The sequence below is a fragment of the Nonomuraea sp. NPDC059023 genome, assembly GCF_042740095.1.
In the GTDB taxonomy this organism is placed as follows: domain Bacteria; phylum Actinomycetota; class Actinomycetes; order Streptosporangiales; family Streptosporangiaceae; genus Nonomuraea.
Window position 1 is genome coordinate 140,054 of record NZ_JBHYIO010000008.1, and the last position, 20,379, is coordinate 160,432.

General features: G+C 69.3%; 19 protein-coding genes. 7 read left to right on the forward strand and 12 right to left on the reverse strand.

The features are described from left to right. Positions 1 to 17: 17 nt before the first annotated feature. Positions 18 to 1,583, forward strand: coding sequence for a DUF885 domain-containing protein (locus ACFWYW_RS16250; protein ID WP_379610412.1), 1,566 nt, complete (start codon positions 18 to 20; stop codon positions 1,581 to 1,583). A 210-nt stretch (positions 1,584 to 1,793) separates the two neighbouring features. Here ACFWYW_RS16250 and ACFWYW_RS16255 read toward each other — a convergent pair whose 3' ends face one another. From ACFWYW_RS16255 to ACFWYW_RS16265, 3 genes are read right to left on the reverse strand one after another with little or no spacing between them, the layout of a single operon-like run. Then, complete coding sequence (locus ACFWYW_RS16255) at positions 1,794 to 2,441, reverse strand: class II aldolase/adducin family protein (RefSeq protein ID WP_379610411.1); 648 nt, start codon at positions 2,439 to 2,441, stop codon at positions 1,794 to 1,796. A gap of 24 nt (positions 2,442 to 2,465) precedes the next feature. After that, positions 2,466 to 3,347, reverse strand: a complete 882-nt coding sequence (locus tag ACFWYW_RS16260; protein ID WP_379610410.1) for a Clp protease N-terminal domain-containing protein — start codon at positions 3,345 to 3,347, stop codon at positions 2,466 to 2,468. Between the two features lie 38 nt (positions 3,348 to 3,385). After that, a complete protein-coding gene (locus ACFWYW_RS16265) occupies positions 3,386 to 3,979 on the reverse strand; it encodes a TetR/AcrR family transcriptional regulator (RefSeq protein ID WP_379610409.1) in 594 nt (197 codons plus the stop codon). A gap of 49 nt (positions 3,980 to 4,028) precedes the next feature. Between ACFWYW_RS16265 and ACFWYW_RS16270 the strand changes: the two genes are divergently transcribed. Together ACFWYW_RS16270 and ACFWYW_RS16275 are read left to right on the forward strand one after the other, a co-directional pair. Continuing rightward, the gene (locus ACFWYW_RS16270; protein WP_379610407.1) at positions 4,029 to 4,964 is read left to right on the forward strand and encodes a carbohydrate kinase family protein; all 936 of its coding nucleotides are present in this window, start codon (positions 4,029 to 4,031) and stop codon (positions 4,962 to 4,964) included. A gap of 1 nt (position 4,965) precedes the next feature. Continuing rightward, the gene (locus ACFWYW_RS16275; RefSeq protein ID WP_379610406.1) at positions 4,966 to 6,180 is read left to right on the forward strand and encodes an aminotransferase class III-fold pyridoxal phosphate-dependent enzyme; all 1,215 of its coding nucleotides are present in this window, start codon (positions 4,966 to 4,968) and stop codon (positions 6,178 to 6,180) included. Positions 6,181 to 6,336: 156 nt separating this feature from the next. On the opposite strand, the gene ACFWYW_RS16280 is transcribed toward ACFWYW_RS16275, so the two are convergent. The 7 genes from ACFWYW_RS16280 to ngcE all read right to left on the reverse strand — a co-directional run bounded on the left by ACFWYW_RS16280 (position 6,337) and on the right by ngcE (position 12,228). Then, positions 6,337 to 6,660 carry a nuclear transport factor 2 family protein gene (locus ACFWYW_RS16280; protein ID WP_379610405.1) on the reverse strand — a complete coding sequence of 108 codons (324 nt, stop codon included), beginning with the start codon at positions 6,658 to 6,660 and terminating at the stop codon, positions 6,337 to 6,339. Then, positions 6,657 to 7,751, reverse strand: a complete 1,095-nt coding sequence (locus ACFWYW_RS16285) for a low temperature requirement protein A (RefSeq protein ID WP_379610404.1) — start codon at positions 7,749 to 7,751, stop codon at positions 6,657 to 6,659. The genes ACFWYW_RS16280 and ACFWYW_RS16285 overlap by 4 nt, the downstream gene beginning before the upstream one ends. Before the next feature lie 352 nt (positions 7,752 to 8,103). Next, positions 8,104 to 8,649 (reverse strand): superoxide dismutase family protein, encoded by a 546-nt coding sequence (locus tag ACFWYW_RS16290; protein WP_379610403.1) that lies wholly within the window; start codon positions 8,647 to 8,649, stop codon positions 8,104 to 8,106. 58 nt (positions 8,650 to 8,707) lie between these two features. Beyond that, on the reverse strand, positions 8,708 to 8,956 hold the full coding sequence (locus tag ACFWYW_RS16295; RefSeq protein WP_379610402.1) for a 4a-hydroxytetrahydrobiopterin dehydratase: 249 nt from the start codon (positions 8,954 to 8,956) through the stop codon (positions 8,708 to 8,710). Between the two features lie 10 nt (positions 8,957 to 8,966). Continuing rightward, positions 8,967 to 9,809: a carbohydrate ABC transporter permease gene (locus ACFWYW_RS16300; RefSeq protein ID WP_379610401.1), complete on the reverse strand. Its 843-nt coding sequence runs from the start codon at positions 9,807 to 9,809 to the stop codon at positions 8,967 to 8,969. A 54-nt stretch (positions 9,810 to 9,863) separates the two neighbouring features. Then, positions 9,864 to 10,727, reverse strand: a complete 864-nt coding sequence (locus tag ACFWYW_RS16305; RefSeq protein WP_379610400.1) for a carbohydrate ABC transporter permease — start codon at positions 10,725 to 10,727, stop codon at positions 9,864 to 9,866. A 55-nt stretch (positions 10,728 to 10,782) separates the two neighbouring features. Further along, complete coding sequence (gene ngcE / locus ACFWYW_RS16310) at positions 10,783 to 12,228, reverse strand: N-acetylglucosamine/diacetylchitobiose ABC transporter substrate-binding protein (RefSeq protein ID WP_379610399.1); 1,446 nt, start codon at positions 12,226 to 12,228, stop codon at positions 10,783 to 10,785. A 165-nt stretch (positions 12,229 to 12,393) separates the two neighbouring features. Here ngcE and ACFWYW_RS16315 point away from each other — a divergent pair, with 165 nt between their 5' ends. Further along, positions 12,394 to 13,629: an alkyl sulfatase dimerization domain-containing protein gene (locus tag ACFWYW_RS16315; RefSeq protein WP_379610398.1), complete on the forward strand. Its 1,236-nt coding sequence runs from the start codon at positions 12,394 to 12,396 to the stop codon at positions 13,627 to 13,629. 133 nt (positions 13,630 to 13,762) lie between these two features. Here the strand turns inward: ACFWYW_RS16315 and ACFWYW_RS16320 are convergent, their stop codons facing one another. Continuing rightward, on the reverse strand, positions 13,763 to 14,728 hold the full coding sequence (locus tag ACFWYW_RS16320) for a pirin family protein (protein WP_379610396.1): 966 nt from the start codon (positions 14,726 to 14,728) through the stop codon (positions 13,763 to 13,765). A gap of 63 nt (positions 14,729 to 14,791) precedes the next feature. After that, positions 14,792 to 15,436, reverse strand: coding sequence for a GntR family transcriptional regulator (locus tag ACFWYW_RS16325; protein WP_184960088.1), 645 nt, complete (start codon positions 15,434 to 15,436; stop codon positions 14,792 to 14,794). Positions 15,437 to 15,546: 110 nt separating this feature from the next. On the opposite strand from ACFWYW_RS16325, the gene ACFWYW_RS16330 reads away from it, so the two are divergent. From ACFWYW_RS16330 to gcvPB, 3 genes are read left to right on the forward strand one after another with little or no spacing between them, the layout of a single operon-like run. Beyond that, positions 15,547 to 17,481 carry a beta-galactosidase gene (locus ACFWYW_RS16330; protein ID WP_379610395.1) on the forward strand — a complete coding sequence of 645 codons (1,935 nt, stop codon included), beginning with the start codon at positions 15,547 to 15,549 and terminating at the stop codon, positions 17,479 to 17,481. Beyond that, a complete protein-coding gene (gcvPA, locus tag ACFWYW_RS16335) occupies positions 17,478 to 18,800 on the forward strand; it encodes an aminomethyl-transferring glycine dehydrogenase subunit GcvPA (protein ID WP_379610394.1) in 1,323 nt (440 codons plus the stop codon). Before ACFWYW_RS16330 ends, gcvPA begins: the two co-directional genes overlap by 4 nt. Further along, entirely contained in the window at positions 18,797 to 20,377 is a 1,581-nt protein-coding gene (gene gcvPB, locus ACFWYW_RS16340) for an aminomethyl-transferring glycine dehydrogenase subunit GcvPB (RefSeq protein ID WP_379610393.1), read from the forward strand. The genes gcvPA and gcvPB overlap by 4 nt, the downstream gene beginning before the upstream one ends. Positions 20,378 to 20,379: the final 2 nt, after the last annotated feature.

Genomic DNA, 20,379 nt, shown 5'->3' on the forward strand with positions numbered 1-20,379 from the left:
AGGATATGGTGCGATCCGTGGACGAGTTTCTCTCCTGGTACTTCACCAACCACCCCATCCTCGCCAACCACCTCGGCGCCGACGGATACGACCACACGCTCGGCGACTTCTCCGCCGCCGCGCTGATCGCCGTCGAAGACGAAGAGCGCCGCTGGATCACCCGCCTGTCCGCGCTGGAGCCCCAGACCCTCGACGACGCGATCGATCGCGACCTCGTCCTGTCGCAGCTGCGCGGCTCCGTCGCCATGGCGCAGTGGCCGGCCTGGCGGCGCGACCCCGCGTACTACGTGGCCCTCGTGTTCACCTCCCTGAACACGCCCTTCCAGCAGAAGCTCAAGCCCGAGCACGAACTGGTCGCCGCCGCCGTCTCCCGGCTGGCCGAGATCCCCGGCGTCCTGGCCGACTGCCGCGCCAACCTCGACCCCACGATCGCCGCGCCGCTGCTCATCCAGCGCGGACTCGGCCAGGCCCGCACCGGCCGCCGCTTCCTCACCTCCACGCTGCCGTCGCTGGTCGACGACCCCGACCTGCGCGCCAAGCTCGCCGCCGCGGCGGAACCCGCCGCCGACGCCTTCGACCAGCTCGTCACCTTCCTCGACGGCTTCGAGTGCGGTGGCACCTGGCGCATGGGCGAACAGCTCTACACCGTCCTCCTGCGCGAGCGCGAGCTCCTCGGGTACGGCGCCGCCGACCTCCACACCAAGGGCGAACACGAGTGGGCCGCCCTCGACACCCGCATGCGCGAGGTGGCCCAGCGCGTCAACGGCACCGAAGACTGGCGCGCCGCCATGGAATCCCTCATGGACGACCACCCGCCCACCCTCGAAGCCATGCGTACCGAATACGAGGCCGAGACCCAGCGGGCCCGCGAGTTCGTCCGCGACCGCGACCTCGTCACCTTCCCCGAGGGGGAGGAGTGCAGGGTGCTGCCCTCGGCCGAGTACACGCGCCCCATCCTCGCGGTGGCCCACTACCTCGCCCCGCCGCCCCTCAGCACCTCCCGCACCGGCATCTTCTACGTGCCCTACACCCCCGACGACTTCACCGACGAGCAGATACGCCAGCGCCTGCGCACCAACGCCCGCGCCCAGATGCCGTCGATCGCGGTCCACGAGGCCTACCCGGGTCACCACTGGCACCTGTCGCACATCGCCGAGAGCCGCCGGACGGTCAGGAAGGTGTTCCGCACGCCGTACTTCACCGAGGGGTGGGCCCTGTACGTCGAGAAGATGCTGCACGAGCAGGGCTACTTCGACACACCCGCCACCGAACTGGCCCACCTGGACTGCCGCATCTTCCGCGCCGCCCGCATCGTCGTGGACGCGGCGCTGCACTGCGGGGACATGACCATCGAACAGGCCGAGACCTTCATGGCCACGCGGGCGTCGTTGTCGCCGGGGACGGCGCAGGGGGAGGTCAACCGGTACTGCGCGTGGCCTACGCAGGCCCCGTCGTACCTGACGGGCGCCATCGAGATCGACCGCATCCGGGAGTCCTACCAGGGCACCCTCAAGTCCTTCCACGACCGCCTGGCCGGCTCCGGCGGCCTTCCTCTGGGCCTGGCCGAAAAAGCCCTGACCTAACCCCACCACCGACCCTCCAACCCCGCAGGCTCCGCCCTCCCACACCCCCGGGAGCCTCGGGGGCGCCGGTCTCGCGTGCTCTCGCGCCTCCGGGCCCCTGCGGGTTTCCGCCCTTCCGGGCCGCTGCTTCCGGGCGCCTCGGGGCTCTTGGCCTGTGTCCCTTCGCGTCTCCCGGTGGCTACCGAGTCCTTCGGGGGCCGCAAAGGCCGGTCAGGGGGTGCGGCGGGGGAAGGTGGGCGGGTTGAAGGAGCGGTCGATCACCGCGGCCAACTGGTCGTCGGTCAGCACCGTGGGCTTCCCGATCGACAACCCGCGCACGTACACCTCACACAGCCACTCGAGCAGCCGGGTAGCCTCGAACGCCTGCTCCAACGTGGCGCCGATCGTCACCCCGCCGTGGTTGGCCAGCAACGCCGCCTGCTTGCCCTCCATGGCCAGCCTGACGTTCGCCGCCAGCTCAGGCGTCCCGTACGTGGCGTACTCGGCCACCCGCACCACCCCGCCCAGCATGAGCGCGTTGTAGTGCACCGGAGGCAGTTCGGTCATCGTGGTGGCCACCACCGTCCCGAACACCGAGTGCGTGTGCACGATCGCCCGCGCCGGCGTGGTGGCGTAGACGGCGAGGTGCATCGGGGTCTCGGACGACGGCTGGAGGTCGCCCTCCACCAGGTACCCGTCCAGGTCGACGACCGGGCACCCCTCCGCGGTCAGCCGGTCGAGCTGGACCCCGGACGGGGTGACCGCGACCAGGTCGCCTTCCCTGGCGCTCAGGTTCCCGGATGAGCCGATGACCAGGCCCTGGTCGACGGCGCGCCGGCCGTACTCGCACATCTGTTGTCTGAGCTCGGCCAGCAGCATGCCGGACAATGTACCGCGACCGGGTCAGGGGATCAGGCGGCGGCCGGGCGCGGTCGCCGCGCCGTGGGCGGCGTGGATGATCTCCGTGGCGAAACCGACGCATTCGCCGCAGATCCGCACGCCCGGCCCGTTGACCATCGCCCGTCCTTGATCCACGCAGCCGCAGAACGAGCAGGCCGAAACGTCCCGCCTGCCGAGTTTCCGGCCGCGTCGTCCGGGCCGGGGAGGGGGCGGGATGAGGTCGTTGAGCTCCTTCTTGATCCGCGCGGGGTCGACCCCGAGATCGTCCAGGACGCGCCGCGCCGACGAGCCGGGATCCATGGCCAGGATCCACAGCAGGTGCTGGGTGCGGGTCAGGTTCTGACCCCTGCTCGCGGCGAGGCGGCGGGCGCGCATCACGTTGTCGTACGCCTCGCCGTCCCCCACCACGCCCCCACGCGGCGCGAGCAGCCGCGCGGCCGATTCGCGGATCCCTTCCCTGGTCACCCCCACCCGGTCGAGCACGCTCGCGGCGACCCCCACCTCCAGCAGCCCGAGCAGCAGATGCTGGGTGCCCGGCACGCTGCCCTCCGCGTCCGCGAGGGCCTGCGCGACCTCGACGCACACCGACAGCCGCGGCGCGACCGGCGCCGGTTCGGCCACGGGCCCGCCGCTCACCTCCAGCCTCGGCGCGAACCGCTGGCGGGCGGCCTGCTTGCTGATGCCGAGCCGGTCGCCGATGTCGGTCCAGGAGAGCCCGGCGGTGCGGGCGGCGTCGACGTAGTGGTCGACCATGCCATCGGCGGCGGCGCCGGCCAGCGTGGCGTAGGCGATGGCGGCTTCGAGCAGTACCAGAGGCTCCGGCGAGGCGGCCCGCTCGGCCACCGCCTCGATCATGGCCTGGGTGTTCAGCGCGTGGCTGTCCATGCCGACAACACTAAGTTGTCAACGCCGCTTCGACAACCCTAACTTGTCGCGAATCCGTCGATCGCCGCCCCCATGAGCCGTTCGAGATCCGCATGCCGCAGCCGCCCCGGATACAGCAGCAGGTGCAGGCTCAGCCCGTCGACCAGGGCGAGCAAATGCTCGGTGGCATCGTCGAGGTCCGCCTCCGCGCGTACCTCTCCCGCCGCCCGAGCCTCGACCAGCAGTCCGTGTACGGCGGCGCGCAACTCACCCGCCTCCGCCCGCTGCACCTCGGCCAGCTCTTCCGACGACAAACTCCGGCTCCAGAAGCTGACCTCCAGCCGGGTCTCCTCGGTGCGCTCCGCGTCGAGCGGAAGGTTGTCCAGCAATACCTCCCGCAAGGCCGCAAGCCCCCCGAGCTCGCCGACCTTGGCGGTCAGCCGCTCCCGGATCCGCCGATGCGACTCCCGCAACGCCGACAGCAGGATCTCGTCCTTGTCGGCGAAGTAATGGGACAGAACACCATTGGAGAGCCCGGCCTCCTTGGCGATGGCGCGGGTGGTGGCCGCGTCGATGCCATCCCGCACGATGACCCTGCTGGCGGCGGACAGCACGTCGCGCCGGCGCTCGTCGTGGTCCACGATCTTCGGCATGCGGGCATTGTATTGACTTTTTAGTCGGACGTCTGTCTACTAACGCGGTATGACGGTCGTCACAGTCGGCGTGCACATCGTCGACATCCTCACCCGCCCCGTGGAACACATCCCTCCGGGCCAGGACACCGTGCTCGTCGAGCAGATCCGCCTCACCGCCGCGGGCGCCGCCGCCGGCACCGCCGTGGACCTGGCCAAACTCGGCAACCAGGTGATCTCCCTTGGCGCCATAGGCGACGACGAGCTCGGCGACTTCCTCCTCATGGTCATGGGCCGGCACGGCGTGGACGTCTCCCACATCCGCCGCCGCCCAGGCGAACAGACCGCCGCCTCCATCCTCCCCATCCGCCCGGACGGCGGCCGTCCCAGCTTCCACGTCCCCGGCGCCAACCTCTCGGTCACCCCCGCCGACGTGGACCCCGGCATCCTGCGTACGGCGAAGGCCGTCCACCTGGGCGGCGTGGACGTGACCTTCGGCCTGGGCGACCCCGCGTTCTTCGCTCTGCTGGACACGCTGCGCGCCGCCGGAACCATCATCACCATGGACCTCCTCTCGGAGATGCCCGACCTCCTGGGCATGGCAAAGGCGTTCCTTCCGCACGTCGACTACGTTCTCCCCAACGAGTCCCAGGCCCTCCTCATGACCGGCGCCACGACCCTGGAGGAGGCCGCCGAAGCCCTGCTGGCCGAGGGCCCGAAGGCCGTCCTGATCACCATGGGCTCGGAGGGCAGCCAGATCTTCACCGGAGGCCCGCCGGCCGGCGATGTGGTGCCCGCCCTGAAAACCGAGGTCAGCGACACGACCGGCTGCGGCGACGCGTACTGCGCGGGCTTCATCACCGGCCTCCTGCACGGCCAGGACGTCCTCACCGCCGCCCGCTGGGGCACGGCCGCGGCCGCCCGCGTGGCGACCGGCCTGGGCTCCGACGCGGGCATCACCGACCTCCCCTCCACCCTCGGCCTCCTGGACGACGGAAGGAATTGAGATGACAGACAGCGAACTTCGCCAGCGCGCTGCCAAGGTCGTGCCGGGCGGGATGTACGGGCATCTCAACGCCGCCATCTTCGCGCCGGGCTACCCGCAGTTCTTCGAGCGCGGGGACGGATGCCGGCAGTGGGACGTGGACGGTCGGGAGTACGTCGACTTCATGTGCAGCTGGGGGCCGGTGGTGCTCGGGCACCGGCATCCCGAGGTGGAAGCGGCAGCCGCTGCTCAACTGGCCAAGGGTGACTGTCTCAACGGGCCCGGCGCGGTCATGGTCGAGCTGGCGGAGCTGCTGGTCGACACCGTGCCCAGTGCTGATTGGGCGATGTTCTCCAAGAACGGCACCGATGCCACCACGCAGGCGTTGATGGTGGCCAGGGCGGCCACGGGGCGGAACAAGGTGCTGATGGCGCACGGCGCCTACCACGGGGCCGATCCCTGGTGTACGCCGTCGCTCGCCGGGACCACGCCCAACGAGCGGGCCGATCTCGTGGAGTTCGCCTACAACTCGCCGGCCAGCCTGGAGGAGGCCGCGGCCACGGTCGAGGGTGATGTGGCGGCGATCATCGTGACGCCGTTCAAGCACGACTCGTTCGAGGATCAGGAGCTCGTGGAGCCGGAGTTCGCGCGGGGTGCGCGGGCGCTGGCCGATCGGCTGGGGGCGGCGCTGGTGATCGACGATGTCCGGGCGGGGTTCCGGATCGATCTGCGCGGGTCTTGGGAGCCGTACGGCGTGCGGCCCGACCTGACCGCCTGGTCCAAGGCGATGGCCAACGGGTACCCGATCGCCGCGGTCACCGGCACGGACGCATTGCGCGGGCCGGCGCAGACCCTGTACTCGACCGGCTCCTTCTGGTTCTCCGGCGTTGCCATGGCCGCGGCCAAGGCCACGATCGAGACCCTGCGCGACACGAACGGCATCGCCGCCATGGAGAAGGCCGGCTCCCAACTGCGCGAAGGGCTGTACGCGCAGGCCAGGTCCCACGGGTTCACCGTGAAGCAGACGGGGCCGGTGACGATTCCCTGGCTGAGCTTCGAGGGTGACGCCGATCTGTCGGTGGCCATGCATTGGAGTTCGGCGTGCTTGCGGCACGGGGTGTACATCCATCCGTGGCACAACTGGTTCATGTCCGCCGCCCACACGGAGGCCGACGTGGCCCGCGCCCTGGAGGGCACCGACGCCGCCTTCGCCGAAACCCGCGCCCACCTCGGCTGACGACCCCGGCCTCCTCCAGACCGGGCAATGCCTCGAAGTGCGGGCGAGGGCCGGGGGTACGGCGATGCGACGTGGTGGGGCCGGGCTGGGCGACGTACCGGAAAAGGTGCCGCGCCGCGCACGAGGCGGTGCGGCGCGGTCGGAGGGAGGGGTGGGTTACAGGGGGATGGCGGCGGCGGTTTGGCGCCAGATCTGGCCGTTTCGGATGATCAGGGTGCCGTAGGCGCTGACCCGGTTGTTGTTCACCGTCATGACGGCGTTGTAGAAGATGGTGTCGTTCACGGCCTGGAGGGCTTTGATCTCCGCTACCTCGGGCTTGAGTGCCAGGTAGGCGGCGAAGAAGGCGCGGATCTCCTCGGGGCCCGTCGCCACGCGGTCCAGGCGGACGATCATGGCGTCCTCGTGGTACTGGGCGAGGATGGCCTCCAGGTCGCCGTCGGCGATGGCCTTCAGCTGGCGGGTGAAGAGGTCTTCGATCATTGTGCGTCTCCGGTGACGGGGCGGGCCAGCAGGTACGCGACCTGACCGGCGCCAAGGAGCAGGACGAACAGGAGCACAACGGTCACCGGGAGCCACGAGAACACGAGGATCAGCCCGGCGCTCGCGGCGCGGACGGTGGAGGAACGGCGGTCGCCGGAGCACAGGTGTTGCAGGCCGAGCGTTGCCAGTACGAGCGCGGCGGGGATGCCCACCGACCAGCCGGAAGATCCCGGGTCGGCCAGCGCGTGCTCCACCCCGATGCCGAACGCGGCCAGCCCGAGCGCGAGCGGCAGGTGCGAATACACCCATACCTGCCCAGCCAGCCGCGTACGCAGGACGACGGACTCGTCGAGGTGACCGAAGTACAGCCACCAGAAGGCCATCGCCACCGCGATCCCGCTCAGCGCGATCAACACGCTGCCCGGCGTCACGGCGTGACTCTTGAGGCCGAAGACGACCGCCGCGACGACTTCGCCCAGGACGATCACGACGAACAGGCCGAACCGCTCGGGGAGGTGTTCCGTCTGGGGCGGCAGTGAGCCTTGATGGCGTCGCGCGAGGAACGGCGTCGCCAGGTCGATGGCCACGGCGACGCCCCACAGGACGTACCGGATCGGCGGCTCGAACGCCAGCGACAGCAGCCAGATCGCCGCCGCGATCGCGAAGCCCTGGATGTAGCGGCTGGTGAGCGCGCGGGCCTCGGGGACGTGCTGGCGCGCCCTGATGTAGGCGACGATGAGCAGCAGACGTACGACGACGTACGACACGGCGAACAACGCCGACCGGTTGCCGATGTCGCCGACGCTGGCGGCCATGAGGGCGATCGCGAGGATCTGCGGCAGCATGAGCAGGCGGTGGCTGACGTCGTCGGTGTCGAAGCGGTTGGCGTAGAAGACATAACCCGCCCAGGCCCACCAGAGCGGGACGAACAGGCCGACGAAGGCCAGGCCGTTTCCATGGGCCAGTACGTCGGCGAGCTCCGCCACGGCCACGACGAACACGAGGTCGTACAGGAGTTCCAGCCAGGTGGCGCGCCTGTGGTCACCCTCGAAAAGCCTTAAGCGGGGCGGCTGCCACCGGCGTTCAGACATTCTTCAAGCCCTTCGACGTAATTGTGTAAGCATCTTAGGGCCATAGCCGACAAGACCGCCCAGACCTGGGCACAGGGGCGGAGGGTGCTCCGTCGCTCAACGGGGCTTCAAGGCAGGGGCGTGCACAAAGGCCGAGCGCGGTGGCGGGGGAGGGCGAGCGGCGCCAACGCGTGCGGGTAGCCGCGGCGCGAAACGGGCGGTGGGGGGTGAGAGCTCGCACCTGATGGCCGCATGAGCGGCGCTGCGCGGTGCTTAGCGGTGCTGACCCCTGGGAGGGGCAGCCAGGGAATGGAGTGGCCAGGAGGGGTGGTGGCGGGGAGAGGGGTGGCCCGGGAAAGGGGGAAGGGGTGGTTTAGTTGAGGGTCAGGCAGGCTACTCGGGGGCCGGCGGTGCCCGCTGACGGCCCCGTGCTGGTGGTCGGCTGGGCGTGGATGACCAGGGCGCGGGGGAGGTGGCCCGGCTCCAGTTCCCAGTCGTTGCGGGCCGTCGCGCGTCCCGTGCCCTCGGCGTCGGTGGTGAGGTCGAGCCACACCTCGTTCGCCGCGCTGGCGCTCTTCCCGTGGTGCTGGAAGTGGGGCCCGGCGTCGTCGGGCTTGGCGCCGCACGGGTTGGTGTGCAGGTGCGCGCCGTACGCACGCTTGGGCAGCAGCCCCTCCACGACCAGCGACGACGTCGTCCTGCCGCCGATCGACTCGGCGGTCAGGCTGGCCTGGGATCCGGCGGGGGCGAGTTTGCGGTCGTAGGCGATGGCCGCGGTGTCGGCGTCGGTGAAGCGGCCGGCGCCCTTGAGCGTCACGGCGGCGGCAGGTGACGGGGCCGCCGCGGGCGTGGCGGACTGCGTGCAGCCCGCGGCCAGCAGCGGCACGAACAGCGACAGAAGGATGGCGGGCCGACGCATGGTCTCTCCCCGGAGTGACGGGCTGTGGGCCCGCCAACTCTAGCGAGTGACTGGCTACTTACGCTCCGTGTTTGGCCGCGATTTCGTCGATGATGGCCGCCAACCGGTGGTCGAGGTCGGTCAGGCCGCCCGCGTCGTGCGTGGTCAGGACCAGGTGGAGGGTACGCCACCGGATGTCGATGTCGGGATGGTGGTTCATCTCCTCGGCCTTGACCGCGATCTCGTCGACGATGCGGATGGCCGTGGGGAAGTCCGGCGCGGTGATCGTGCGCCGGAGTTCCTCACCTTCGCGGGTCCACTCACTCATGAGGGCAACGTTACTTCAAGGCTCCCGCGCCGAGCCCGGACTGGATCTGGCGCTGGAAGATGATGTAGACGATCAGCACCGGGATGATCGCCAGGTTCATGGCGGCGAACAGAGCAGGCCAGTCGGCCTCATAGCCGGCGATGGTGGAGATATCGGCGATGCCCTGCGTGATGACCCATTTCGAACGGTCGGCCGGCACGAGCGCGAGCGGCAGCAGGTACTGGTTCCACTGGCCCAGCACGTTGAAGATGGTGATGCTGATCAGGCCGGGCTTGGCCATCGGCAGCATGACCTGGAAGAACGTACGGGTGTGCGAGGCCCCGTCGATCTTCGCCGCTTCGGCCACCGCCTCCGGCAGCGTACGGAAGAAGGCGGCCAGGAAGAACACGGTGAAGGGCAGCGAGTAGGCGATGTAGACGACGATCAGGCCGAGGTAGGAGTTGAGCAGCCCGACCTGCTTCACCACGAAGAACAGCGGGGTGATCGCCAGGAACACCGGGAAGGCCATGCCGGAGACGAACAGCAGGTAGATGAGCTTGCTGCCGACGAACTTGTAGCGGGCCAGCACGTACGCGGCCATCGAGCCGAACAACATCGTGCCGAGCGTGCTGAAGAACACGACGATCACCGTGTTGATCATGTACTGCCCGACGTGGGCCTTCTCCCAGGCCCGGACCCAGTTGTCCCAGCGGGCCGCGCCGGGGAACTGGAGCGCGTCGCCGAAGATCTCGGTGTTGTCCTTGAACGCGGCCAGGAACGTCCACAGGAGCGGAAGGATGATCAGCAGCGCCCAGACGGCGAGCGCGACGTGCGACAGGCCGCTCAGGGCGCTGGGCTTCGGCTTGTTTCGCATGTCAGAGTCCTCTTGCCGAGCGATGACGGATGGATGCGTGTCGCCTCGGATCCATCACATCTCGATCTTCTCGCGCCGGGTGACGCGCAGGGTCAGCACCGCGAAGGTGACCGTCAGGAAGAACAGGGCCACGCCCATCGCGGAGGCGTATCCGACCTTGCTGTAGGAGAAGGCGGTCTTGAAGATCTCCACGGGGAGCACGGTGGTGGCGCCGTCGGGCCCGCCGGCGTCCAGGGTGAGTACCTGGACCAGGGCGAAGCAGTCGAAGGCGGCGATGCCCAGGTAGACCCAGCCGACCTGGATCGTGTCACGCAGCAGTGGCAGCGTGATGCGGAAGAAGAGGGTGAACCGGCCGGCCCCGTCGAGGGAGGCGGCCTCGAAGTAGTCCTTCGGGATGGCCGACATGCCCGCGGAGAACAGCACCACGTAGAAGCCGACCGCCTGCCAGACCATGACCGCGATGAGCGACCAGAGGGCCAGGTTCGGGTCGCTCATCCAGCCGATCGGCTCGCCGCCCATTTTCATGACGGCGCCGTTGATCACGCCGCTCTCGTCGGGGCGGTAGATCGCCTTCCAGAGCACGCCGACGATGGCGACGGCCAGGACCTGGGGCGCGAAGAACACGACCTTGTAGAAGGTCGAGCCCCACACGCCCCGCATGCCGGCCCCGCGCGAGCCGCCGCCCAGGTTGAGCAGGAAGGCGAAGACCAGCGCGAGGGCGAGCACGACGAGCGGCATCACAAGCAGGACGATCCCGTGCGTCCGCAGGGCGTTCCAGAAGACCTCGTCGTTGAAGAGCCTGGTGAAGTTCTCAAACCCGACGAAGGCGGGGTTCGCCTGGTAACCGTTCCAGCTCGTCAGCGAGAGCTGAAAAGCCTGGATGTACGGACTGATCACGAAGACTACGTAAAGCGTCACCGGGACGGCGAGAAATCCCAGGACGAAACCGTACTTGCGAAGCCGCTCCATCGAGTTACGCGTTCCTGGTCTGCTTGGCGATGGAGGAGTCGGCCTTGATGTCGTCGGCCTTCTTCTGGACCTTGTCCAGGAACTCGTCGACGGTCATCCGGCCGCCCATGAGGATGTTCTGCTGCGCCCAGGCGTAGTCGAACAGCTCCTTGTACCAGCCCTCGAAGCGTGCCGAGGTGATGAGGCTCTGACCGGCGGCGGTCTGGACCTTGTTGGCCGAGGCCAGGCCCGGGGGCAGGTCGACGCCCTCGGCGGAGCCGTTCACGATGGTGAGGCTCTTGGTCTGCTGGACGAAGCCCTTCGCGCCCTCCTTGGAGAGCATGATGCGCAGGTACTCCAGCGCGCCCTGCGGGTTCTTGCCCTTGGCGGTGGCGAAGAAGACCTCGCCGGTGCCGACCTGGATGGCGCCGTAGGGCATCGTGTCGTTGGCGGTGACGGTGGGGAACGGCGCGAGGGCGTACTCGAAGGTGTCCGGCTTGTCCTTGGCCATCTCACCTTCCAGCCAGGAGCCGGTCGGGTAGAACAGGAACTTGTCCTGCAGGTGCTTGATCTGGGTCTGGGTGTGGTCCAGGCCGAGGTAGGACTTGTCGCTGTACTTCGTGAAGATCTCGTGCCAGGCGGTCACGGACGCCTTGAACGCCTCCGACTTCCAGGCGTTGTCCACCAGGTTGTCGATGTCGATGATGGCCTGGTTGCCGCCGATCTTCGCGGCCTGGTAGAGCATGTTCCACAGCATGTAGTACGGGCCCTTCTGGCCCGGGTAGGCGAACAGGTGCATGCCCTTGGCCTTGGCCTTGTCGCCCAGCGCCTTGAACTCATCGAGGGTCTGCGGGAGCGTCCAGCCCTCCTTCTCGAAGAGCTTGCTGTTGTACCAGAGCCCGCGGTGGGACACGACGTAGTTGAGCGTCATGTCCTTGCCGTTGAGCTTGCCCTCCTCGAGCGCGGCCGGGGTGACGGTGTCGCGGACCTTCTTGCCCGGGTCGTCGAGCGCCGGGGCGTCCCAGAGCGGGCCCAGGTCGGCGACGTGGCCCTCGGCGGCCAGCGCGGCCACGTCCATGGCCTCGGGGCCGGAGTTGTTGACGACGTCGGGCGCGTCGCCGGCCAGGAAGCGCGGGCGCAGCATGGTGCCGACGTTCTGGGTGCCGGTGTGCTTGATGGAGACGCCGGCGAAGGACTTGGTGTACATCGCCTCGTGGACGAGCTTGGCGTAGTCGTCCTTGAAGCCGCCGGTGAAGATGACGACCTCGAGGCCCTTCTTGGCGTCGACGCCGAAGGGGTTCTTCGGGTCGGTGCCGGCGCTGGAGGCAGGGGCGGGGGCGGAGGCGGACGGAGCCGCGGTGCCGCCGGTGGCGCAGGCTGAGAGCAGGCCCACCCCGGGGCCGGCGACGAACGCGGTCAGGCCGATCCGGCGCAGCAGCTGGCGCCGTGTGATCTCTCCCGGGTGGGACATACGGATCTCTCCTGAAGGGGATCAATTAGGAAAGTTTCCTAAACGTTTTGCCGAACGTACGAATGTCCGGTGACTCCCGTCAAGAGGGCGCAATCGACCCGTGACCTTGTGAGGCGCTTCCGTGACCCCTTGTCTAGAATCGTGTTCTAGAACAAGGTGGTGCCCATGATTGAGGAGTACGCGGACCGTATCTGGAACGGTGAGTCGGACGACAGCATCGTGGACACGGGCATGGACGGCAAGGGCGTCCAGCCGATCGCGGACGGGCTCGGGTGGTGGCCGGGCTTCGGCAACGTGATCACCTTCGAGACCGAGGGCGAACTGGTCCTCTTCGACACCAGCAGCCCCTTCTCGGCCGCGCAGCTCCACACCGACGTACGCGCCTGGTCGAAGGCCCCGCTGACCACGGCATTCTACTCGCATGGCCACATCGACCACGTTTTCGGCACCGCGCCCTTCGAGGAGTCCGGTCCCCGCGCGACGATCTACGCCCACAAGGCAGTTGTAGCCCGTTTCCACCGCTACGTGCTGACGAACGGCTACAACGCGATCATCAACCAGCGCCAGTTCCAGGCCCCGAACCTGCGCTGGCCCACGGACTACCGTCACCCCGACGTCACCTTCGACGACTCCCTGACGGTACGGCGCGGCGGCCTCACCTTCGACCTCTTCCACGCGAAGGGCGAGACCGACGACGCGAGCGTCTGCTACGTCCCGGAACACAAGCTCCTGCTGCCCGGCGACCTGTTCATCTGGGTCACCCCGAACTGCGGCAACCCGCAGAAGGTCCAGCGCTACCCGCGCGAGTGGGTCCACGCCCTGCGCCGCATGGCCGCCCTGGACGCCGAGATCATGCTCCCCAGCCACGGCGCGCCCGTCTTCGGCCGCGACCGCATCCGCACGGCGCTCCTGGAGACGGCGGAATGGCTGGAGTCCCTGGTCACCCAGGCGCTCGGCCTCCTCAACGCCGGCGCCCGCCTGGACGAGATCATGCACACGGTACGCCCGCCGGCCCACCTGGCCGACCGGCCGTACCTGCGTGCCCGCTACGACGAGCCCGAGTTCGTGGTCAGGAACCTCTGGCGGCTGTACGGCGGCTGGTACGACGGCAACCCCGCCACCCTCAAGCCCGCCCCGGACGCCGCCGTGGCCGCGGCGGTCGCCGGGCTGGCCGGCGGCGCCTCGGTGCTGGCCGACGCCGCGCTGAAGGCTCTGGGCGAGGGTGACGAGCGCCTGGCCGGGCACCTGGCCGAGATGGCCGCACTGGCCGCCCCCGGCGACCCGGGCGTGCACCGGGTCCGGGCCGAAGTCTTCGCGGCCAGGGCGGCGGGCGAACAGTCGCTGATGGCCAGAAGCGTCTTCGCCTGGGCGGCAGCAGAGTCACAAAAGCACACCAGCTAGCACCAAAGCACACTAGCTAGCACGAAAGCGCGCCGGCTTTCACGAAACGCAAACCAGCTAGAACGAAACGCGAACCGGCCCTGGGAAGGCGAAACGGGCCCGCGCGACGCGGGCCCGTCGAAGCCGGTCGGGGTCAGGCGTGTTCGGCCGGGATGACGCCCAGCTTGCCCGCCTGGTAGTCCTCGAAGGCCTGAACCAGCTCGGCCCGCGTGTTCATGACGAACGGACCGTAGTGCGCCACCGGCTCCCCGATGGGCTCGCCGCCCAGGACGATCACCTCCAGCGCCGAACGCGGCGCCGCGGTGAGCGTGATCGCCTCACCCGAGGTGGCCAGTCCGGGCCGGTTGCCGAACCCCTCGAACACCGCCAGTTGCCCGCTGCCGAACGCCGTCTTCTCCGTACCGGCGCTGCCGTTCCCGGACAGCGCGTACGCGAGCGCGTTGAAGTCCTTGCGCCACGGCAGCGTCAGGCGCGCGCCGGGGCTGAGCGAGGCGTGCAGCAGCGTGATGGGCGTCTGGGTGGAGCCGGGCCCGGCGTGCCCGCCCAGGTCGCCGGCGATCAGGCGCACCAGCGCGCCGCCGTCGTCGCTGCTGAGCAGGACGACGCTGGAGCTGCCGATGTCCTGGTAGCGGGGAGCGATCATCTTCTTGGACCCGGGGAGGTTGACCCAGAGCTGGATGCCGTGGAAGAGGCCGCCCTTCTGGACGAGCCACTCCGGCGGCGCCTCCTTGTGCAGGATGCCGGCGCCGGCCGTCATCCACTGGGTGTCGCCGTTGGTGATCGTGCCGCCGCCGCCGTTGGAGTCGAGGTGGTCGATGACTCCGTCGATCATGTACGTGACGGTCTCGAAGCCGCGGTGCGGGTGCCACGGGGTGCCCTTGGGCTCGCCGGCGGCGTAGTCGACCTCGCCCATCTGGTCCATCATGACGAACGGGTCGAGGTACTGCGGCTTGATGGCGGCCAGCGCCTTGCGTACGGGGAAGCCCTCGCCCTCGAAGCCGGTGGGCGCGGTCTCGACCGCCAGCACCTTGCGCTGCGGACCGGTGTGGGCCGGGATGCGCGGGAGGGTGAGCGGGTTCTCGACGGTTACGGCGGGCATGTCGGGCTCCTTCCTGCGGTGTCTGCAGGGCCTAACCCAGTTTATCTTTCAACTATTCCAAGCCTAAGCGGAGGGGATGCGGGACATCATGCGTTCCATCCCGTTCACCCAGTTGTCGCGCAGCGCCTCCGTCGCCTTGTCGAGGTGGCCGGCCATGAGCAGTTCGGCCACCTCGCAGTGCTCGGCCGCCTCGCGTTCCAGGGGGGCGTCGTCGCCGGCGATCAGGTGGGCGTAGCGCCGCATGCCGGCCTTGACGCTGGTGATCAGGTCGAGCAGCCGCTCGTTCTGGCAGCCGCTCAGCAGCAGGTCGTGCCACTCGTCGTCGTGCCGTTCTATGATCTGCTGCTCGGCGACCGGGTCGGGGAAGTCGCGCGCCAGCCGTAGCAGCTCAGGGGCGATCTTGCGCAGGTAGCCGGGGTCGGAGGTCTCCAGCGCGAGTGACTCCAGGGCGGCGACGATCTCGCACAGCTCCCTGAACTCCCTCTTGCTCACCGGCGCGAACCGGAAGCCCCTGCCCTGGGAGCTCTCCAGCACGCCCTCGCCCGCGAGTGTGATGAGCGCCTCACGCAGGGGAGTACGGCTGACGCCGAGCTCGCCCGCCAGCGCCGCCTCGTTGATGTCCGTGCCCGCGGAAAAGTCGCCGCGATCGAGCCTTCTCAAGAGCTCGTCCCTGATCTGCTCGCGCAGTGGTCGCCGCTCGATCGGCATGGCACTCCTTCGGTGTGATCTTCCCTGTTCAGCGTAGCGCTTGACGTGATGCAAAATACTGCACTATGAATTCTGTGTACAAAATAGTACACAGCACAAGAGGAGTAAGAGTGGGGCTGACCCGGGTGCCGGGGTTGCTGTTCGGCGGGGACTACAACCCCGAGCAGTGGCCCGAGGAGGTCTGGGCCGAGGACATGAGTCTGATGGCCGAGGCCGGCGTGAACATGGCCACCGTCGCCGTGTTCTCGTGGTCGCGGCTGGAGCCGAGGCGGGGCGAGTACGACTTCGGCTGGCTCGACCGCGTCCTCGACCTCCTGCACGAGCACGGGATCGCCGCCGACCTGGCCACCGCGACCGCCACCCCGCCGCCGTGGCTGGTGCGCGAGCACCCCTCGGTGATGCCGGTGAGCGCCGACGGCGTGCGCCTGGAGTTCGGCTCCCGGCAGGGCTACTGCCCCAGCTCTCCGGTCTTCAAGGACCACGTCGTACGGCTGGCCGAGGCGATGGCCGAGCGCTACAAGGACCACCCGGCCCTGGCCATGTGGCACATCGGCAACGAGTACGCCGACCACACCCTCGAATGTTTCTGCGAGGAGTCGGCCCGGCACTTCCGCCGCTGGCTGGCCGAGCGCTACAAGGACGCCGACGGGCTCAACGCCGCCTGGGGCACCTCCTGCTGGGGCCAGCACTACACCGACCTGGCCCAGGTCGAGCCGCCCCGCACCGCCCCCGGCCCGGTCAACCCCGCGCAGCTCCTCGACTGGCGCCGCTTCTGCAGCGACGCCCTCCTGGAGCTCTTCGAGGCCGAGAAGGCCGTGCTGCGCCGGGTGACCCCCGAGGTCAAGGTCACCACGAACTTCATGAGCATCCTGCACGGCCTGGACTACTGGAAGTGGGCCGCCGCCGAGGACCTCGTCAGCGACGACGCCTACCCCGACCCCGCCGACCCGCGCTCGCACGTGGCCGTGGCCCTCAGCTACGACCTCATGCGCTCGCTGAAGCGGCAGCCGTGGCTGCTGCTGGAGTCGGCCCCGAGCGCCGTGTCGTGGCGCGAGGTCAACGCGCCCAAGCCGCCCGGCATGATGCGCCTGCACAGCCTGCAGGCGCTCGCCCACGGCTCCGACGGCGTCATGTTCTTCCAGTGGCGCCAGGCCAAGTACGGCCCCGAGAAGTTCCACTCCGCGATGCTCCCGCACGGCGGCACCGCCACCCGCGGCTGGCAGGACACCCTGCGCCTGGGCGCGGACCTGCGCAGGCTCGGCGAGGTCGCCGGCTCCCACAGCGAGGCCGAGGTCGCCCTGGTCCTCGACTGGGACAGCTGGTGGGGCCTGGAGGCGCCCGAGTCGATGCCGTCCAACCGGCTCAAGCTCAAGGACCTCCTGCTGGCCTGGTACGCGCCGCTGCACGCGCGCGGCATCGCCGTGGACCTGACGCCGCCCGGCCGGGACCTGTCCGGCTACAAGCTGGTGATCGCCCCCAACCTCTACCTCGCCGGTGACGAGCTCGCGGCGTACCGGGGAGAGCTGGTCGTGGGGCCGTTCAGCGGCGTGGTCGACGCCAACGACCAGGTGCACGACGGCGGCGCGCCGGGACCGCTGCGCGAGCTGCTCGGCGTGGCCGTGGACGAGTGGTGGCCGCTGCCCGACGGCGTCCGCCAGCCCGTGGAGGGTGGCAGCGCGCACACGTGGGCGGAGTGGCTGCGGCCGATCGACGCCGAGGTGCTGGCCCGCTACCGGGGCGGCGACCTCGACGGGCGGCCCGCGATCACCCGCAAGGGCCGGGCCACCTACCTGAGCTGCCTTCTTGACGACGTGACGCCGGTTCTCGACGACGTGCTCGCCCGCGCGGGCGTCCGTGGCATCGAGGTTCCCGAGGGGGTGGAGGCCGTGCGGAGGGGCGCGTACCTCTTCCTGCTCAACCACACCGCCGAGACCCGGCGGGTCGCGCTCCCGCACCGCGGCGAGGACCTGCTCACCCAGACCACCCTCGACGGCGAGATCGAGCTCGCCCCCCGAGACGCCATCGTGTTGAAGGAGATCCGTTGACACACCCGTATATCCCGAACACCGAGCCTGGTGTCAGGGCCGAGATGCTGGCCGCCGTCGGCGCGCGGAGCGTCGAGGAGTTCTATGCCGACATCCCGGCCGAGCTCCGGCTGAACCGCCCCCTCGACCTGCCCGCGCCGCTGGTGGCCGAGCAGGATCTCGTGCGCCACATGGAGGGCCTGTTCGCCAAGAACGTGGCGGGGCTGAGCTTCCTCGGGCACGGCAGCTACGCGCACTACGTCCCTGCGGTCTGCGACGAGGTCAACTCCCGCAGTGAGTTCCTCACCGCCTACGCCGGCGAGCCGTACGAGGACCACGGGCGTTTCCAGGCCCTGTTCGAGTACGTGAGCATGATGGGCGAGCTGCTCGAGATGGACGTGGTCAACGTCCCCACCTACGACGGCTACCAGGCGTCCGGCACCGCCATCCGCATGGCCTGCCGCTACACCGGCCGGCCCAAGGTCCTGCTCAGCGGCGCCATCGCCGCCGAAAAGCTGAGCAAGCTGCGTGACTTCCTCGCCCACGACATCGAGATGGTCTTCGCCCCGGTCGCCGCCAACGGCGAGATCGGCGAGGTCGCGATCGACGACACCTTCGGCGCGATCTACCTGGAGACCCCCAACGTCTACGGCGTGGTCGAGACCCGGGGCAAGGAGCTGGCCGACCTGGCGCACGCCAACGGCGCGCTGCTCGTCGTCAGCGCCGACCCGATCTCCCTCGGCGTCCTCGCGCCCCCGGCCGCCTACGGCGCCGACATCGCCTGCGGCGACATCCAGCCGCTCGGCATGCACCCGGGCTACGGCGGCGGCCACGCCGGCTACATCGCCACCCAGGACCACGAGCCGCTGGTCGCGGAGTTCCCCTCGCGCCTGTTCGGCATCGCGCCGACGAAGGTCCCCGGCGAGTACGGCTTCGGCGACGTCTACTACGACCGCACCTCCTTCGCCCACCGCGAAGAGGGCAAGGAATGGGTGGGTACGGCCGCCGCCCTGTGGGGCATCACGGCCGGTGTCTACCTGGCGCTCATGGGCCCGGAGGGCATGAAGGAGGTCGGGGAGACGATCCTGTCGCGTACCCGCTACGCCATGGACGCCCTGGGCCGGCACGTCACCGTGCGGCACAAGGACGCCGTGCACTTCCGCGAGTTCGCGATCGAGGTGCCCTCGTCCGGCGCGCTCCTGGACGGGCTGCGCGACAAGGGGATCTTCGGCGGCGTCGCCCTCGACGACCGCACGGTGCTCGTGTGCGTGACCGAGTGCCACTCCACCGACGACATCGACCGGCTCGCAGCGGCCGTCAAGGAGGTTCTGGGCGCATGAGCGGTCACGGAGAGTCGTTCGCCGAGCTGCCGGTGGCGCCGAAGCCGCCGCTGCGCCGCTTCCACCAGGCCCGGTGGGACGAGCCGATCATCTTCGAGCTCTCGCACCCGGGACGGCGCGGCATCGCCGTGCCCAAGGCCGAGGGGCCCGCGGTGGAGCTGCCCGCGTCGGTGCGTCGGGAGCACGCGCCGAAGCTGCCCGAGATGTCGCAGCTGCACGTGCTGCGGCACTACCTGCGGCTGTCGCAGGAGAACCTGGGCTTCGACCTCAACATCGACGTCGGCCAGGGCACCTGCACGATGAAGTACAGCCCCAAGGTCAACGACCTGTTCGCCAAGGCGACCAACCCGCTCCACCCGCACCAGCACGAGGACACCGTGCAGGGCGTGCTGGAGATCTACTGGCGCATGGAGCGGATGCTGGCGGAGATCTCGGGGATGTCCCGGGTCTCGCTGCAGCCGGGCTCGGGGTCGGCGGCGATCTACGCCAACATCGCGATGATCCGCGCCTACCACGCCGCCAACGGCGGTGAGGGCCGCGACCAGGTCATCACCACGATGTTCTCGCACCCGTCCAACGCGGCCTGCGCCAAGACCGCCGGGTACGAGGTCATCACGCTGATGCCGGACGCCGAGGGCCTGCCGGACATCGAGGCGCTGAAGGCGGCCATCGGCCCGCGTACCGCCGCGCTGATGATCACCAACCCCGAGGACACGGGCGTCTTCAACTCGCGCATCAAGGAGTTCGTGGACCTGGTGCACTCGGTGGGCGGCCTGGCCTGCTACGACCAGGCCAACGCCAACGGCATCCTGGGCATCACCCGGGCGCGCGACGTCGGTTTCGACCTGTGCCACTTCAACCTGCACAAGACGTTCTCCACCCCGCACTCCTGCGGCGGTCCGGCGGCGGGCGCCTGTGGCGTCTCGCCCGCGCTGGAGCCGTTCCTGCCCGAGCCGACCGTCGACCGGGTGGAATTCGACGGTACTGAATTCGACGGCACTGAGCGTTTTGTGCTGAAATATCCGGAAAAGTCCGTTGGCAAGATCCGCCCGTTCCTCGGCGTCACCCCGAACGTCGTCCGGGCCTACGCATGGATCATGTCGCTGGGCGCGGAAGGGCTCCGTCAGGTCGCCGAGACCGCGGTGCTCAACAACAACTACCTCATGCACAAGATCCTCCAGATTCCCGGCGCCTCCGTCCCATGGAACAGCCGCCACGTCGAGCAGGCCCGCTACTCCTGGCAGCAGCTGTCGGAGGAGACCGGCGTGCACTCGGAGGAGATCGGCACCCGCGCCGCGGACTTCGGCGTCCACTACTGGACCTCGCACCACCCCTACCTGGTGCCCGAGCCCTTCACGCTGGAGCCCACCGAGTCCTACGCCAAGGAGGACCTCGACGAGTACGCCGCGATCCTGGCCCACGTCGCCGACGAGGCGCGCCGGGATCCGGAGTTCGTCAAGGGCGCGCCGTACAACCAGACGATCCACAAGATCGACATGACGTCGCTCGACGACCCGAAGCAGTGGGCGCCCACCTGGCGCGCCTACGTCCGCAAGCACCTGCAGGGTCAGGACTGAGC